The 16,004-nt window shown below is 39.6% G+C and carries 13 protein-coding genes; 6 read left to right on the top strand and 7 right to left on the bottom strand.

Annotated features, from left to right (window positions below; translation table 11 throughout):
• The 3 genes from EAX61_RS13495 to rsgA are packed head-to-tail and all read right to left on the bottom strand — an operon-like array spanning window position 1 to window position 3,352.
• Window positions 1-1,893 (bottom strand): DUF3858 domain-containing protein, encoded by a 1,893-nt coding sequence (locus EAX61_RS13495; protein ID WP_121918236.1) that lies wholly within the window; start codon window positions 1,891-1,893, stop codon window positions 1-3.
• A gap of 53 nt (window positions 1,894-1,946) precedes the next feature.
• Complete coding sequence (dtd, locus tag EAX61_RS13490; protein ID WP_121918235.1) at window positions 1,947-2,399, bottom strand: D-aminoacyl-tRNA deacylase; 453 nt, start codon at window positions 2,397-2,399, stop codon at window positions 1,947-1,949.
• Window positions 2,399-3,352 carry a ribosome small subunit-dependent GTPase A gene (gene rsgA, locus EAX61_RS13485; protein WP_121918234.1) on the bottom strand — a complete coding sequence of 318 codons (954 nt, stop codon included), beginning with the start codon at window positions 3,350-3,352 and terminating at the stop codon, window positions 2,399-2,401. The genes dtd and rsgA overlap by 1 nt, the downstream gene beginning before the upstream one ends.
• 71 nt (window positions 3,353-3,423) lie before the next feature.
• Here rsgA and EAX61_RS13480 point away from each other — a divergent pair, with 71 nt between their 5' ends.
• Entirely contained in the window at window positions 3,424-4,923 is a 1,500-nt protein-coding gene (locus EAX61_RS13480; protein ID WP_121918233.1) for a xylulokinase, read from the top strand.
• The gene (gene xylA / locus EAX61_RS13475) at window positions 4,923-6,233 is read left to right on the top strand and encodes a xylose isomerase (protein WP_121918232.1); all 1,311 of its coding nucleotides are present in this window, start codon (window positions 4,923-4,925) and stop codon (window positions 6,231-6,233) included. The genes EAX61_RS13480 and xylA overlap by 1 nt, the downstream gene beginning before the upstream one ends.
• Before the next feature lie 225 nt (window positions 6,234-6,458).
• On the opposite strand, the gene EAX61_RS13470 is transcribed toward xylA, so the two are convergent.
• The 4 genes from EAX61_RS13470 to EAX61_RS13455 all read right to left on the bottom strand — a co-directional run bounded on the left by EAX61_RS13470 (window position 6,459) and on the right by EAX61_RS13455 (window position 10,567).
• The gene (locus EAX61_RS13470; RefSeq protein WP_121918231.1) at window positions 6,459-7,550 is read right to left on the bottom strand and encodes a chorismate mutase; all 1,092 of its coding nucleotides are present in this window, start codon (window positions 7,548-7,550) and stop codon (window positions 6,459-6,461) included.
• A 38-nt stretch (window positions 7,551-7,588) separates the two neighbouring features.
• Window positions 7,589-8,440, bottom strand: a complete 852-nt coding sequence (locus tag EAX61_RS13465) for a prephenate dehydrogenase (protein ID WP_121918230.1) — start codon at window positions 8,438-8,440, stop codon at window positions 7,589-7,591.
• A gap of 154 nt (window positions 8,441-8,594) precedes the next feature.
• Window positions 8,595-9,749 (bottom strand): pyridoxal phosphate-dependent aminotransferase, encoded by a 1,155-nt coding sequence (locus EAX61_RS13460; protein ID WP_121918229.1) that lies wholly within the window; start codon window positions 9,747-9,749, stop codon window positions 8,595-8,597.
• Window positions 9,746-10,567: a prephenate dehydratase gene (locus tag EAX61_RS13455; protein ID WP_121918228.1), complete on the bottom strand. Its 822-nt coding sequence runs from the start codon at window positions 10,565-10,567 to the stop codon at window positions 9,746-9,748. The genes EAX61_RS13460 and EAX61_RS13455 overlap by 4 nt, the downstream gene beginning before the upstream one ends.
• Window positions 10,568-10,899: 332 nt before the next feature.
• Here EAX61_RS13455 and gldA point away from each other — a divergent pair, with 332 nt between their 5' ends.
• From gldA to EAX61_RS13430, 4 genes are all read left to right on the top strand, one after another.
• Window positions 10,900-11,796 carry a gliding motility-associated ABC transporter ATP-binding subunit GldA gene (gene gldA / locus EAX61_RS13450; RefSeq protein ID WP_121918227.1) on the top strand — a complete coding sequence of 299 codons (897 nt, stop codon included), beginning with the start codon at window positions 10,900-10,902 and terminating at the stop codon, window positions 11,794-11,796.
• Window positions 11,797-11,889: 93 nt separating this feature from the next.
• Window positions 11,890-12,159: a 30S ribosomal protein S15 gene (gene rpsO / locus EAX61_RS13445; RefSeq protein ID WP_121918226.1), complete on the top strand. Its 270-nt coding sequence runs from the start codon at window positions 11,890-11,892 to the stop codon at window positions 12,157-12,159.
• A 580-nt stretch (window positions 12,160-12,739) separates the two neighbouring features.
• On the top strand, window positions 12,740-14,968 hold the full coding sequence (locus tag EAX61_RS13440; RefSeq protein WP_121918293.1) for a polyribonucleotide nucleotidyltransferase: 2,229 nt from the start codon (window positions 12,740-12,742) through the stop codon (window positions 14,966-14,968).
• 464 nt (window positions 14,969-15,432) lie between these two features.
• Window positions 15,433-15,864 carry a hypothetical protein gene (locus EAX61_RS13430; RefSeq protein WP_121918224.1) on the top strand — a complete coding sequence of 144 codons (432 nt, stop codon included), beginning with the start codon at window positions 15,433-15,435 and terminating at the stop codon, window positions 15,862-15,864.
• The last annotated feature ends 140 nt before the right edge of the window (window positions 15,865-16,004 follow it).

Below are 16,004 nucleotides of genomic sequence, written 5' to 3'. Positions count from 1 at the left end.
TTACTTCTTTTTTCTTAAGATCATTTTTTGTTTATCCTGCCGTGCTACTCGCTTTAAAAAATTTCTAAAATCTTCATATTTTTCTTTAGGATATAAGCCGTCGTTTACAACAAGTTTTCTGAAATAATTGATTCCTTCCTCAACTCTTGTATAAGACAAATTGTAAGATCCAAAGTCTGTTACAATCTCAACATCCTCAGGCAATTCATCTAGAAAGTAATCTACTGGAAAAGCGATTGAAACCCTATCTGCATCTTCAAAACCCCTATCAATTTGAAAATCAAATTTTCTTTCTTTATATTTTTTAGGAATTGTAGTCATTCTGTTAAATGCATTTAATGGAACAAGCATCTCTTCTCCTGCAAATGACACATAGCGTTCTGCAGTAAAATTTACTTTTTCTGTAAGAACTACAGCATTCCTATCGTTTACAAAATCAATATCATGAAGAGACATATTATTAATATAATCCCAATGATTATAGTAAAATTCTTTTTTTTCTTCATCTGTTTTACTAGCAACAAAATATTTATTGTCGTATTGTACTCCTGAAGAAATGAGCCTTACAGAAGCCTCAATACTTCCATCATCCCTAATTCTATAAGAACCATCTATCTGCTGTCCATTATTTTTTGTTTGGTAAATATCGGTGTGAGCGAGTTGACCACCATCTTGTGTAATTTGAAGGACTTCTCTATCGTCCGTAAAATCACCTAAAAATCCGAAGGGTAAATCTTGACTTGTGCATTCTAACCATATGTAGCGATCCTCTATTGGAATACTCAAAATCACGTGATTTCCCTGCATTGACACAAAATCCTCTTGTATATCTTTTTTTTCTTGTCCTGCATATAATATGGTATAATATGAAGATATATCAGCCACTTCTAGAAGTGCCTTCGTATAATTTGTCAGAGCTTTGCAATCTCCATAGCCTAATTTATCTACTTCCGAGGCTAGCATCGGTTTCCACCCTCCAATTCCTACTTGAACACTTATGTAGCGTGTCTTATCCTGTACATATTGATAAATCTTCCTTGCTCTTTCAACCTTATCATCAATTCCACTAACAAGGTTTATAATTTGTTGCTTTGTATTTTCGGGCAAATCTCGAGTATTTTCTAAGAGGTTTACATCCATCCACCGTCCAAAACTTTCCCAATCAGTACCAATTCCCGACACTCCGGCTAAGTAAAACTCATCAAGGCCGAACATAATTTGAGGTACTATTTTATCAAAAGAAGGGCCATAGGCTTCTGGTGTAATAGATGAATAATTTTCAGTAGAGATTGTCAATTTATAAGGTTCTTCACTAATCAAGATGGAATCTGTATCATTTAGCACCTTGTACTTCAAACCTAGGTCACCGTTATGATAAACAGTATAAACACTTCTCTCAGTACTCGAATTGAAACGTCTTGTAGGTTCCCAACTCGGAATAAAAGCTGTATTTTCAGACCTCGTAGTTGAACTAAAAACAACCGTATACGGATAAGAAATTGGTGTATAATTCATAAACAAAACACGTGAGTCCGAAAATAATGTACCATTAGAAATTGCACTTACATCATTAAAATCTCGCTTTTTTAACTTCTCTATCTCCTTACCACTAGAATTGAAAACAAGAGCCTCAATATCCTTAACCTTAGTTTCTTTATCGTAGTGAACATAAGCATCAATGTCGATATCTCCCTTATGATTGAGAACCGTCACAATTCTTTTTCGGTGAATCTCTAGGGTTTCTTGATTGAGAATTGTCACGACGGTACTGTCCAAACGGACAACACTATTTGAATTCTCTATTAATTCAGAGGAAATATTTCGAAAAGAATAATTTTGACCTGCCACACTTTGTAATAGTGTCAAGGTCATAAGAAATATTAAAAATCGCATTCAATTATGATTGGTGCGGCGAAAATAAATATTGTATTCTAGTTCGCAATGGCTCAGGCACGATTTAACGTATCAATAATGATAGTCACCGGCCCATCATTGAGTAGCTCCACCTTCATATCTGCCCCGAAGATACCAGAGGGAATGGATTTGTTACGCTTTCGCGAAAGCGTACTCAAAAATTCCTCATATAAAGGAATGGCAACATCGGGCTTTGCAGCGTTCAGGAAGCTGGGACGATTGCCTTTTTTAGTACTTGCGTGCAATGTAAACTGAGAAATCACAAGAATATCTCCATCTACATCCATCACCGAAAGATTCATTGCCCCCTCGTGATCACTAAAAATACGGAGGCCGATAAGTTTATTCGTAAGCCACTCGATATCCTCTGCGGAATCGTCATTTGAAATTCCCAGTAATACTAACAGACCTTGATCAATGGCTCCATTTACATTTCCATCTATAGTGACAGAGGCCTTAGAAACTCTTTGAATGACTGCTTTCATTATTGATCTTCTGGATAAACGTCCTTGCGGTAGTGTTCCTCTTCTCCACTTAACATCTGGAGGTAACTTTTGTAGCGTGACCAGTGCAATTCGTCATTGTCCAGTGCTTCCTTTACGGCGCAATGTGGCTCCTTATCGTGCAAGCAGTTATTGAATTTACATTGATCCTTGAGTGCAAAGAACTCTGGAAAATAATTGCCGATTTCGGCTGGCTCCATATCTACAATGCCAAAACCTTTGATACCTGGCGTGTCTATGATTCTTGCGTCAAAGTGCAGATCAAACATCTCTGCAAAGGTCGTAGTATGTTGCCCTTGCTTATGTTGCTCACTTATCTGCTTTGTTTTAATATCGAGCGATGGCTCAATGGCATTGACGAGCGTAGATTTACCCACTCCACTATGACCCGTAAACATTGAGGTTTTACCCAACATCATTTCTTTAACCTGATCAATATTTTTATTCTCAATCGCCGAAATCCCAATACACTCATACCCCACCTCTCTATACATCGCTGCGAGATATTTTATCTCTAACAACTCGTCTTCAGTATAAGTATCAATTTTATTAAAAAGTAAAACAGCTTTGATATGATACGCCTCTGCGGTAACCAGAAAACGGTCAATAAATGCGGTAAATGTAGGAGGATTATTAAGTGTGACTAGCAGAAAAACCAGATCTACATTGCTAGCAATAATATGTGTCTGTTTAGAAAGATTTACAGACTTGCGCACGATATAATTTTCACGATCGTGAATAGTAGTGATCACACCCGTTTCTACATCACTTTTTGTGTCAATATCAAAATCTACAACATCACCTACGGCAACGGGATTTGTGCTTTTTATGCCTTGAATACGAAACTTACCTTTTATTCTACACTCAAACCATTGTCCATCTTCCGCCTTAACGGTATACCAACTTCCAGTAGATTTGTAAACAGTTCCTGTCATAGTTTCTATTCTTCCACAAAAATAGAATCTTTAATGGATTATTAGTAGCTTTATTGAAACCAAAACCATTAATGAAATACTATATAGGTTACGATTTAGGAACTTCCTCCCTCAAAGTATCTTTGATAGATGCTGGTACTGGAATGAATATCGCAACTACACAAGAGCCCGCCACCGAAATGGAGTTTCAAACCCCGCAACCGGAATGGGCAGAGCAAGATCCAGAGTTGTGGTATAACAACCTGTGCATAGCCACTAAACGGCTCTTCAAGGAAAAGACTATTGTCCCTAAAGATATTAAGGGAATAGGTATCGCTTACCAAATGCACGGACTTGTAACTATAGACAAGAGTGGCAATATCGTACGACCAGCAATTATTTGGTGCGATAGTCGTGCGGTAGATATAGGGGATTCCGCTTTCGCGAAAATGGGCTCGACAAGATCCTTAAACTCTCTGTTGAATTCCCCTGCAAACCTCACAGCCTCAAAACTAAAATGGATAAAAGATAACGAACCTAAAAAATTTGCTCAAATTCATAAGATAATGCTCCCCGGCGATTATCTCGCTTACCGTCTTTCGGGAGAAACAACCACTACAAAATCTGGACTCTCCGAAGGGGTTTTCTGGGATTTTAAAAAAGACGAAGTTTCTACAATGCTTATGGAGCATTTTGGTTTTGAGGAAAATGTATTATCCTCGATCACTCCATCTTTAGGACATCAATGCACTGTAAACAAAGAAGGAGCAAGATCCTCTGGCCTCACCGAAAATACGCCTATCGTTTACAGAGCTGGCGACCAGCCCAACAATGCAATGGCTCTTAACGTTTTGGAACCTGGTGAAATTGCTGCCACCGGTGGGACCTCCGGCGTTCTCTATGCGGTGACCGACAGTATGGACACACAAGAGGGAACGCGCATTAATAACTTTGCTCACGTAAATCACTCCAGAGAAAAACCACGCATTGGGAAGCTACTTTGCCTCAACTCCGTTGGGATATTGTATCGCTGGCTTAAAGACAATTTTAAAGTAAGTGAAGATGGATATGAAGAAATGAATGAACTGACAGAAAAAGTGCCCGTAGGTTCAGATGGGTTAATCATACTTCCTTTCGGCAATGGAGCAGAGCGTATTTTCAATAATCAAAACATAGGTGCCCACATTTTAAACCTCAACCTTAACATCCATACTAGGGCGCATTTTTTCAGAGCAGCATTAGAAGGACTGGCTTTCTCCTACGCTTACGGAATGGAAATTCTCAAAAATGATGGAGTTAGCGCAAAAGTGATTCGGGCAGGGAATGACAACTTGTTTCGCGCAAGCGTACTTCCTACTACCCTAGCCACATTGCTCAAACAGCCTATAGAAATCTACGAAACAAATGGAGCAACGGGTGCGGCCCGATGTGCGGGTCTTGCAACGGGAGATTTCAAAACGCTCCAACAAATTATAGAAAAAGATAGGGTAGCAACTTTTTCTCCAGATCAAGAAGGTGCCACCTATCACGAAGCCTACTCCAAATGGAAAAATGCCCTAGAGGCAATTCAAAAACTAAAAACCAACATTTAATGGAAACTTATTTTAAAAACATCTCCAAAATCCAATTTGAGGGAAAGGAATCCGATAACCCTTTGGCTTTTAAATATTATAATCCCGAGCAAGTTGTCGCAGGAAAGACGATGCGCGAGCATTTTAAGTTTGCCATCGCATACTGGCATACCTTCTGCGGTCAGGGCGCAGATCCCTTTGGACCTGGCACGCAACAATTTGCTTGGGATAGACCATCAGATCCTTTGGACGCGGCGAGAGCTAAGGCAGATGCGGCTTTTGAGTTCATAAGCAAGATGGGATTTGACTATTATTGCTTTCACGATTTTGATCTTGTTGCTGAGGGAGATAGCTTTCGCGAAAGCGAAAAACGCCTACACACTATTGTAGATTATCATAAGCAAAAACAGAAGGACACGGGCATCAAACTCTTATGGGGAACTGCAAACTGCTTCTCCCACCCTCGCTATATGAATGGTGCGGCGACCAATCCTGATTTTAAAGTGGTGGCTCACGCCGCCGGCCAAGTTAAAAATGCACTTGACGCAACGATTGCTCTGAGTGGAGAGAACTATGTCTTTTGGGGAGGTCGAGAAGGATATATGAGCCTTCTCAATACAGATATGAAACGCGAGCTGGACCATATGGGAATGTTTCTCACCAAAGCCAGAGATTATGCGCGATCACAGGGTTTTAAGGGAACATTTTTTATAGAGCCGAAGCCTATGGAGCCTATGAAGCATCAGTATGATTTTGACGCTGCTACTGCAATAGGTTTTCTGCGAGAGTATGGACTTGATAAAGATTTTAAAATGAATGTGGAGGTAAACCACGCGACGCTTGCCAGCCATACCTTTGAGCACGAGCTTCAGGTGGCGGCAAATGCTGGAATGCTGGGAAGCATAGATGCAAACCGCGGTGATTACCAGAATGGCTGGGATACGGATCAATTTCCGAATAATATTGGGGAAGTGACTCAGGCGATGCTCGTCATCTTACAATCTGGAGGATTGCAGGGTGGTGGCGTGAACTTTGACGCAAAAATCCGCCGAAATTCTACAGATCTTGAAGATATATTTTATGCGCATATAGGCGGTGCAGATGTTTTTGCAAGAGCACTATTAATTGCAGATAAAATCATTTCTACTTCAAATTACACAAAGATGAGAGAAGAGCGTTACTCTTCCTTTGACAGCGGAGATGGAAAGGCTTTTGAAAACGGAAACCTCAGCCTCGAAGAACTTTATAAAATAGCTAATGGTCAAGGTGCAATTGATCGAAAAAGTGGAAAGCAAGAACTATTTGAGAATATTATGAATCAATATATCTAGAGGAACTTGAAATCGAAACAGAAAATCGAAATTGAAGTTGAATAGCAGTGCGTGGATATTTTAATTTGGTGCGCGATTGCATCGCGTTCCCACTTGTAGCGTGCATTTGAAATGCACAACTTAAGCAGATACGCCTTACAAAGGCGCACCAGATGAAATTTGTACAAAAAAAGGTCAAAGACTCGTAAACCGTCTTTGACCTTTTTTAATGTTAACTAAGTGCTTTTATGCCTCCTCCATCTTTGCCACTTTCTTCTGGTGGTTTATTGATTCTTGGTGTACTGCTTTGAAAACTCTAAGGATAAATTCTTCACTCAGGTTGTTCTGCTCACCCTCGAGAATCATTTTACCTAAAATCTCATTCCATCGTTTTGTCTGGAGGATTGCCACATTATTATCGGCTTTTAATGCTCCTATCTGGTCTGAAATCTTCATACGTTTCCCCAGATTTTCAATCAGTTGATGATCTACAACATCTATTTGAGTTCGGAGGGTGTTGAGCTTATTATTGTAAGCAGCATCGTTTCCTTCTTCCTTTCTAATCTTAAGATCAACCATCATCTGCACGAGTGTAGACGGGGTAATTTGCTGCGCCGCATCACTCCATGCGTTATCTGGATCGTAATGTGTCTCCACCATGATACCATCATAATTAAGATCGAGACCTGTCTGGCAAAGGTCAAATATAATATCACGACGCCCAGCAATGTGCGACGGATCTAATATCAAAGGTAAATCTGGAAATTTAGCTTGTAAATCGATAGCAATTTGCCATTCTGGATTATTTCTATATCTCGTTTTCTCGTATGTAGAGAATCCTCTATGGATTACTCCTAGATTTTTAATATCCTGAGTATAAAAACGCTCTACTGCTCCTAGCCAGAGTGCTAGATCTGGATTTACTGGATTTTTTATAAGTACAGGTTTATCCGTACCCTTGAGTGCCTCTGCAATTTCTTGAACTATAAATGGAGATACCGTAGTTCGCGCACCTATCCATAGAATATCAACATCATGTTTTAAGGCTAGGTCTACGTGATTTGCATTTGCCACTTCAGTAGTGATTTGCATTCCTGTTTCTTCCTTTGCTTTTTGAAGCCACTTTAACCCAAGAGCGCCTACTCCTTCAAAGTTTCCAGGACGCGTTCTAGGTTTCCAGATTCCAGCACGTAATACGGTTGCATCCGTATCCTTTAGTTCGTGAGCAATTTTTAAAACCTGTGCCTCTGTCTCTGCACTACAAGGTCCTGCGATTACAAGCGGATGATCTAATCCGTAAGCATCTAACCAGTTTCTTAATTCTTTCTTGTTTTCCATAATCCTGCAAATTTAGGCCCTAAGAGCCATTTTAATAATTATTCTAGTCCTTTTAATATTTCTTTAATATGATTCGTTTGTTCCATCTCTGTATAGACACCTTCAAAATTATCCTCTTGCATCAGTTGTTTGAAATGGGTTAAGTTCTCAATGTATTCCTCGAGCGTTTCAAGAATATTTTCCTTGTTCTGCTTAAAAATAGATGTCCATGTTGTAGGGTTACTCTTTGCAAGTCTTACAGTAGATGCAAATCCACTACCCGCCATATCAAAAATATCACGCTCATTCTTCTCCTTCTCAATAACTGTTTTACCAAGCATAAAGGAACTTATGTGTGATAAGTGTGACATATATGCAATATGCTTATCGTGAGCCACAGGATCCATATAGCGTATACGCATTCCGATACTCTTAAAAAGCTCTAATGCTTTTTCTTGGAGCTTGAATGTTGTTTTTTCCACTTCGCAAATGATATTTGTCTTTCCCGCATACAACCCTTTAATTGCCGCACCTGGTCCAGAAAACTCTGTTCCTGCAATAGGGTGACAGGCTAGAAAGTTTCTTCTGTTAGGATGCGTGGCAACGCTCTCACATATTGCTTTTTTTGTCGAGCCCATATCGATAACTAACGTATCCTTACCTATATGATCTAATACCTCTGGAAGAATGGTCGTTGCAATATCTACGGGAACTGCCACCACTACAAGGTCAGCATCTTTAAGATCTGACAACGAACTTTGAGCATCAATAATTCCTAACGCTACGGCTTGAGTAATGTGTTCTGGATTTGCATCGATCCCGTATATGTTCATCTTCGGATTTACAACTCGGAGGTCCCGAGCAAACGAGCCTCCTATTAATCCTATTCCTATGATGTGTATGTTTTTCATCTATTTTCCGCGAAGTCGGAAATCTCTTCCCGCAATTCGGCTTTTTGTTTTAGGTAGTTTCGATACAATTTTTATGAAGTGCGTTGCACTTTATAAAAATCACTCAACCACCTTTGATTGTGCTACTTAATTATTCATTTTCAAATCATCCCATCTACTCATCGTCTAATCTTCTAATCGCTTCCTCAATCTCTTCTTCTTCCACACATAAACTAAATCGAATATATCCTTCTCCCTGACTCCCAAAAATTGTTCCTGGGGTGATGAAGATATATTTCTCGAGAAGCACCTTATCTATGAAATCTTCGGCATCAATTCCCGCGGGTAGCTTTGCCCAAACAAACATTCCTACAGCACTTTTATCAAAGGTGCAGTTCAGGGTTTCGGCGAGTTTATAAATAGCTTCTCTGCGACGATTGTATATTTTATTGATATGTTCAAACCAATCTATTCCTAATCCCAATGCCGCAATGGCTCCTTTTTGTATACCGTAGAACATCCCGCTGTCCATATTGGACTTTACTTTGAGAATATGATTTATATTTTCTGCACTTCCCAGCACCATTCCTACACGCCAGCCCGCCATATTGAAGGTTTTACTCAAGCTATTGAGTTCGAGTGCTACTTCTTTGGCTCCGTCTATATCTAAAATAGAACGTGGCTCTTCATTAAGGATAAAGCTATAAGGGTTATCGTTTATTACTAGTATGGATTGCGCTTTCGCGAAAGATATCAAATCCTCAAACAATCCCTTTACTGCAGTTGCTCCCGTGGGCATATGAGGATAGTTTACCCACATAATTTTTACATCACTAAGATCCTGTTGAGCAAGCGCTTTTAAATCTGGCATCCACGCATTGCTCGCATCGAGATCGTAGGTAACGGGAATGGCCTCTACAAGTTTTGTTACAGCACTATATGTGGGATAACCAGGATTAGGAATCAAGACTTTATCACCAGGGTTTAGAAACGCCATACTGATGTGCATAATCCCTTCTTTAGAACCCATAAGCGGGAGAATTTCGGTGGCAGGGTCTGTACTTACGTTATATTGTTTTTTATAAAATGCTGCTATTGCTTCCCGTAATGCTGGAATACCCGTGTAACTCTGATATTGATGTGCTACTTTATCCTGCATTCCTTGTAACAAGGCCGTAGTCACCGCTGGTGGTGCTGGCAAATCTGGGCTTCCTATTCCCATATTTATTACAGGGTGTCCGTCTGCCACGAGGGCACGTACTTCTTTGAGTTTTCTCGAGAAGTAGTATTCCTTTGTTTCGGCGAGGCGATGTGCTGGTTTAATACTCATTTTGTGTTTTTATATTCTCCTAGTACTTTAAAGTCTTTGGCTAGGATGTGCATCACTTTTTTTGCCTTTGCATAGTCTTTATAGTTGTCAAAGGTGACGTCTATAAAAAAAGCGTATTCCCAAGGCCTTTGTATAATGGGCATTGATTGAATTTTTGTAAGATTGAGTTTACAATCGCTCAAGACGTTTAATACTGCGGCTAGGCTCCCGCGATTGTGATCTGTGGTGATGCGTAGGGATGCTTTGGTCGCCTCGGTATGTTCTACTTTTCCGTTTGTATTCAGAATAAAAAAGCGGGTCGCGTTATCCTTAATTGTTTGGATAGAAGATGCGAGAATTTCCAGTTCATAAATTTGCGCAGCGGCCTCGCTGGCTATCGCGGCAATGCCTTCGAGTTGGTTTTCCTGGATTCGTCTAGCAACATCTGCGGTGTCTATATCCTCCACTAATTTTATTTGCGGATAATCTTTAAAAAATTCGCGACATTGCAAAATCGCCATAGGATGTGACCACACCTCTTTAATATCTTTTATAGACTGCCCTTCCAGCGCCATTAAATTATGCTGGATAGATAGATAAAATTCCCCTTCGATATTAACGTCATACTGATCTAGCAAGGCATAATTAGATAATATGGCTCCCGCAATAGAATTTTCTATCGCCATCACGGCGTCCGTGCTTTTGCCACTAAGAAGCGCATCTATTAGTATAGGAAAGGAAGCACACTCTGTCACGGTGACATCTGGAGTAAAAAACTCCTGAGCTACCTTGTGGTGAAATGATCCTTTTATTCCTTGTATCGCTATTTTCATAGGCATAAAAAAAGTCCTGATGGTGAATCAGGACTAATACGTTTGAGTGTTTTTACATTTACACTATAACAGTCCTGCTTGCTTCTTATAAAAGAAGAAAGTAAAAAAGCTGTTCCAGTAATAAATGTTCTTAGTCATTATGAAATGTTTTGAATTGCTAATGTAGAAAAAATCTTGTGGGTGACCATTCCAGAAAATCACTTTTATCATATTTTCAATTAAAAGGAGAAATATTGAGATTACGCTTTCGCGAAAGCGTAAAAACACACTTTTCCCTGCTACCGAACGTTAGTTATAAATCGTACATCTTTCTTTAAATTTGTTGCAAACCGAATCTTATGTCCATCACCGTTTCTGAAATTTCTAAAACCTACGGCACCCAAAAAGCACTAGACGCTGTTTCCTTTACATTAAACAAAGGAGAGATTGTGGGTTTTCTTGGCCCCAACGGGGCTGGAAAGAGTACGATGATGAAAATTCTCACCACCTACCTTTCTCCGTCTCAAGGAACGGCGATGGTAAATGGGTTTAGCACTCATAATGACGTACAGGCGGTGCGTAAAGCCGTGGGATATCTTCCGGAACACAATCCGCTGTACTTAGAAATGTATGTTCGGGAATATTTACAATTTAATGCAGACATGTATAAGGTATTAAAAAATAGAATTCAAGAAGTCATAGATCTAACGAGACTTGCCCCTGAAGCTCATAAAAAAATAAGCCAACTCTCTAAAGGCTACCGCCAGCGTGTGGGACTCGCAACGGCACTCTTGCACGACCCAGAAGTGTTGATTCTGGATGAACCTACCACCGGCCTGGACCCGAACCAATTACTGGAAGTGCGCAACCTGATTAAAAATATAGGAAAGGAAAAAACCATATTAATGAGCACCCACATTATGCAAGAGGTAGAAGCGATATGCGACCGAGTCATCATTATAAACAAAGGTCACATCGTTGCAGACAAGAAAATGAGCGAGCTACGCGACGGGCAGGAGCAAACAGTCATCGTAGAGTTTGATTATCGTGTGGAGGAAGTAGCTCTGAGTAAACTGGACAAGGTAAAATCTGCAAAAAATACGAGTGGTTTCATTTATGAAATCACCTTTGCCACAAAGGAGGATATGCGTGCTAAAGTCTTTGACTTTGCCCACGACAATGAACTCAAGATTTTACAGCTTAATCAGAAAAATGCGAGTCTGGAAGGTTTGTTTGCGGAGTTGACTGCAAATTAATATTTTGAGGTGTTATATTAAAAACAAAAATGTATCTTTGCGCGCTGATAGACATACTATCATATACATGAATCTCATTAAAACAATATTGGAATGTATTTAACAAAAGAGCAAAAACAAGAGCTTTTTGCAAAACACGGAAAAGGAAAGAACGATACAGGATCGGCCGAAGGTCAGATAGCATTGTTCACACAACGCATCTCACACCTGAGTGCTCACCTCAAGAACAATCGTAAAGATTACGTTACAGAGCGTTCACTAGTAATGCTAGTAGGTAAGCGTCGTGCTTTACTTGATTACTTAATCAAGAAAGACATCTTACGTTACAGAGCTATTATTAAGGAGCTAGGTATCCGTAAATAAATTATTAAAATGGGAGCCGTATGGCTCCCATTTTCTTTTGTCTATTCCCACGAAGGTGGGAATCCCACTCAAGAGTAAGCGACAAAATTGTGATATTCTTGATATTTTTTTTGAAATACTGATGTTCTTAATTACGCTTTTGCTAAAATATATTTAGAACGGATTAAAAACTGTAGATACTTAAAATTTCTTATTATCAATGATGATTAGAACTTTGGAATAGAAACAGTTTTTTGCCGCAAGGCAAAATAACATCTCCGCCTTCGACTACGCTCAGGCATCGAGAGTTATATAGGATTAACATACAAGTTTGGCGGCCGAGCCTAGTCGAGGTCAGACAAAGAAAGCTTAAACAGCTAGTTTTTCATTGGTGTCCGATTCTGGGAAGTAACTACCCCTTAATCACCCGTACTTTTTAAAAAGTACATCAACTACAACTACAACACAACGACACAAGTGAATGCCCACGAAGGGTGTTCGATGAATTAACATTTTTTGCGAAAGCGGGATTATAACTATTATGATTCTTCTTAAGCAAGGAGATTCCCGTCTTCACGGGAAAGACAAAAACATTTATTTTATGATGCCAAAAGTTTACAAAGAGGTCATCGACCTTGGCGATGGTAGAGAAATCTCTATCGAAACAGGAAAACTTGCAAAGCAAGCACACGGATCTGTAGTTGTACAGTCTGGAAAGTGTATGCTACTTTGTACAGTAGTTTCTAACTATGAACAAAAAGACTTACCCTTTTTACCGCTCACGGTAGATTACCGTGAGAAGTTTGCAGCAGCAGGTCGTTACCCTGGTGGTTTCTTTAAAAGAGAAGCGCGCCCGTCTGACGGTGAGGTACTGACGATGCGTCTTGTGGATCGTGTATTACGCCCATTGTTCCCAAAAAATTACAGCGCAGAGACGCAGGTAATGATCCAATTAATGTCTCACGATGATGATGTTATGCCAGATGCAATGGCAGGTCTTGCTGCATCTGCGGCTATACAGTTATCAGATTTCCCTTTTGAGTGTGCAATCTCAGAAGCGAGAGTAGGACGTGTAAACGGTGAGTTTATAATCAACCCTACAAGAGCACAGCTTGCAGAGTCTGACATCGATATGATTATAGGAGCCTCTGCAGACTCTGTGATGATGGTAGAAGGTGAGATGGACGAGATTTCTGAAGAAGAAATGGTAGAGGCTATCAAATTTGCTCACGAAGCTATTAAAGTACAGATAGACGCGCAACACCGTCTTGCAGACGCTTTTGGAAGAAAAGAAGTACGTGAGTACGAAGAGCCAGTAGATAATGAGGAGCTTGTAAAAAAAGTGCACGATATGGCTTATGATAAGGTGTATGCTGTTGCAAAAGCTGGATCATCTAAGCACGAGCGTAGTGCTGCATTTGCGGCTATTAAAGAAGAAGTAAAAGCTTCTTTTACAGAAGAAGAGCTGGAAGAATTTGGCGATTTAGTTTCTGATTACTACCGTAAGGCTGAGAAAGCTGCGGTACGTGACCTTACTGTAAATGAAGGCTTACGTCTGGACGGTCGTAAGACTGACGAGGTACGTGACATCTGGTGTGAGATAGATTATTTACCATCTGTGCACGGATCTGCAATTTTCTCACGTGGGGAGACTCAAGCACTAGCTACGGTAACTCTAGGAACATCTAGAGATGCAAATCAAATAGATATGCCATCTCACGAAGGTGAAGAGCGTTTTTACTTACACTATAACTTCCCTCCTTTTTGTACAGGAGAAGCAAGACCCATCCGTGGGACTTCACGTCGTGAGGTAGGTCACGGTAATCTTGCACAGCGTGGTCTTAAAGGAATGGTACCAGATGATTGCCCATACACAGTACGTGTAGTTTCTGAAGTACTAGAGTCTAACGGTTCTTCTTCTATGGCAACAGTTTGTGCTGGAACCATGGCGATGATGGATGCTGGTATACAAATGATTAAGCCAGTTTCTGGTATTGCGATGGGACTTATTTCTGACGGTAACACTGGAAAGTATGCAGTACTTTCTGATATCTTAGGAGATGAAGATCACTTAGGAGATATGGACTTTAAAGTAACTGGAACGGCAGACGGTATTACCGCCTGTCAGATGGATATTAAAGTAAAAGGTCTTTCTTATGAGATTCTCGTTGCTGCATTAAAGCAAGCAAGAGATGGTCGTTTACACATCCTGACTAAGCTTACGGATACCATCGCCACTCCAAGGGCAGATGTAAAAGAATATGCTCCAAAAATGGTTTCTGTACGTATTGCAAATGAGTACATAGGTGCATTAATAGGACCTGGCGGAAAAGTGATACAAGAGCTCCAAAAAGAAACTGGAACCACTATCGTTATAAACGAGGATCCAGTAACTGAAGAAGGTGTTGTAGAAATTTTAGGAACAGGACAAGCAGGAATAGACGCAGTACTTGCAAAAATAGACTCTATTACCTTTAAACCAGTTGTAGGAGACACCTATAAGGTTAAGGTCATTAAGATGCTTGATTTTGGTGCGGTGGTCGAATATCTGGACGCTCCAGGAAATGAAGTATTACTACACGTATCTGAGCTTGCTTGGGAACGCACAGAAAATGCTTCTGACGTACTTTCTATGGGTGAGGAACTTGAGGTAAAATACTTCGGTATAGACAAGCGTACTCGCAAAGAGAAAGTATCTCGTAAGGCGCTTATGGAAAAGCCAGAAGGCTATAAAGCTCCTGCTCCTAGAGAGCGCAGCAATGATCGTGGTGGTCGTGATAATCGTGGCGGAGGTCGCGATAACAGACGTGATGATCGTAAGAGAGATTAAAACTTTCCTGATGTAGATCAGGATCTTTTTAAGATTTGAGATGATAAATGTGAGCTTTTAAAAGCTTGCTCTTAGATATCCTGAGAATCGGCTATCCTTTATTGGGTAGCCGATTTTTTTGTGTTTCGCTTTCGCGAAAATGTTAGCTAAAAGATAAATAATAAGAATATTTCACCTTACGGTTTAGTCCATACGTATACAACAACGACTCAAAAAAGGGCACAGATGTACGCTATATACAAGAGCTATTAGGTCACGGTAGACCAGAAACTACTATGATATATACCCAAGTGACAAATAAAGATTTACAACAGATAAGAAGCCCTTTAGACAATGGACTTAATGGGTTATCTTTACGAGATAACGATAACAATTCTTATAAGATAACCTGAGTATATTCCAGTATATCGATAATAAAAATTGTTAGATAACGAGTTAGCATCCATTAGACCAAAATTGAAAATATGAGTTTAGATTTAAATGTTTATGTAAAAAAAATTGATGATTCTATTATTCCTAAATGGATTGAAAGAATGAATCAATTTGATATGGAATGTGAAATACATCCTGACTTTTCATTTAATGACCATAGTGGATTTTTACCTTTTAAAATTCGACTTAATAATCCAAAAAATGAGGAATTAAAGGACAAGGAATTCATTTCGGACTTTGAATTTTACAAAGATGAATTTGATTTACAAAAAGAACTTGAATCTCTTCAGCCTAAAAAGTCATTCTTCCAAAGGTTGATGAATAAATCAAATAAAAAAGTGGAATACGCAAACACTGAAATTGACTCAAAACTCGCCGATTGTAAATTCGTTCTGACTTTTAATTGGGGTTCGCATAATTCTCTTGAATTAAGAATGTCTTCTCTTTCTTCAGCTATAATGTAGACTTCCCCATAAATGTAGACTTCCCCATAAATAGGACAGTTACTAATTCGAATTTACTAACTTTAAATTCAAACTGTCATTATGAAAAGCAGCAAATTTAGTGAGAGTCAGATTATCAAAGCTCTCAAAGAAAATGAACA

This window comes from Dokdonia sinensis (assembly GCF_003688895.1).
Taxonomy (GTDB): domain Bacteria; phylum Bacteroidota; class Bacteroidia; order Flavobacteriales; family Flavobacteriaceae; genus Dokdonia; species Dokdonia sinensis.
The sequence above is the reverse complement of the archived record's forward strand: the minus strand, read 5'-3'. Positions and strand labels throughout refer to the sequence as shown.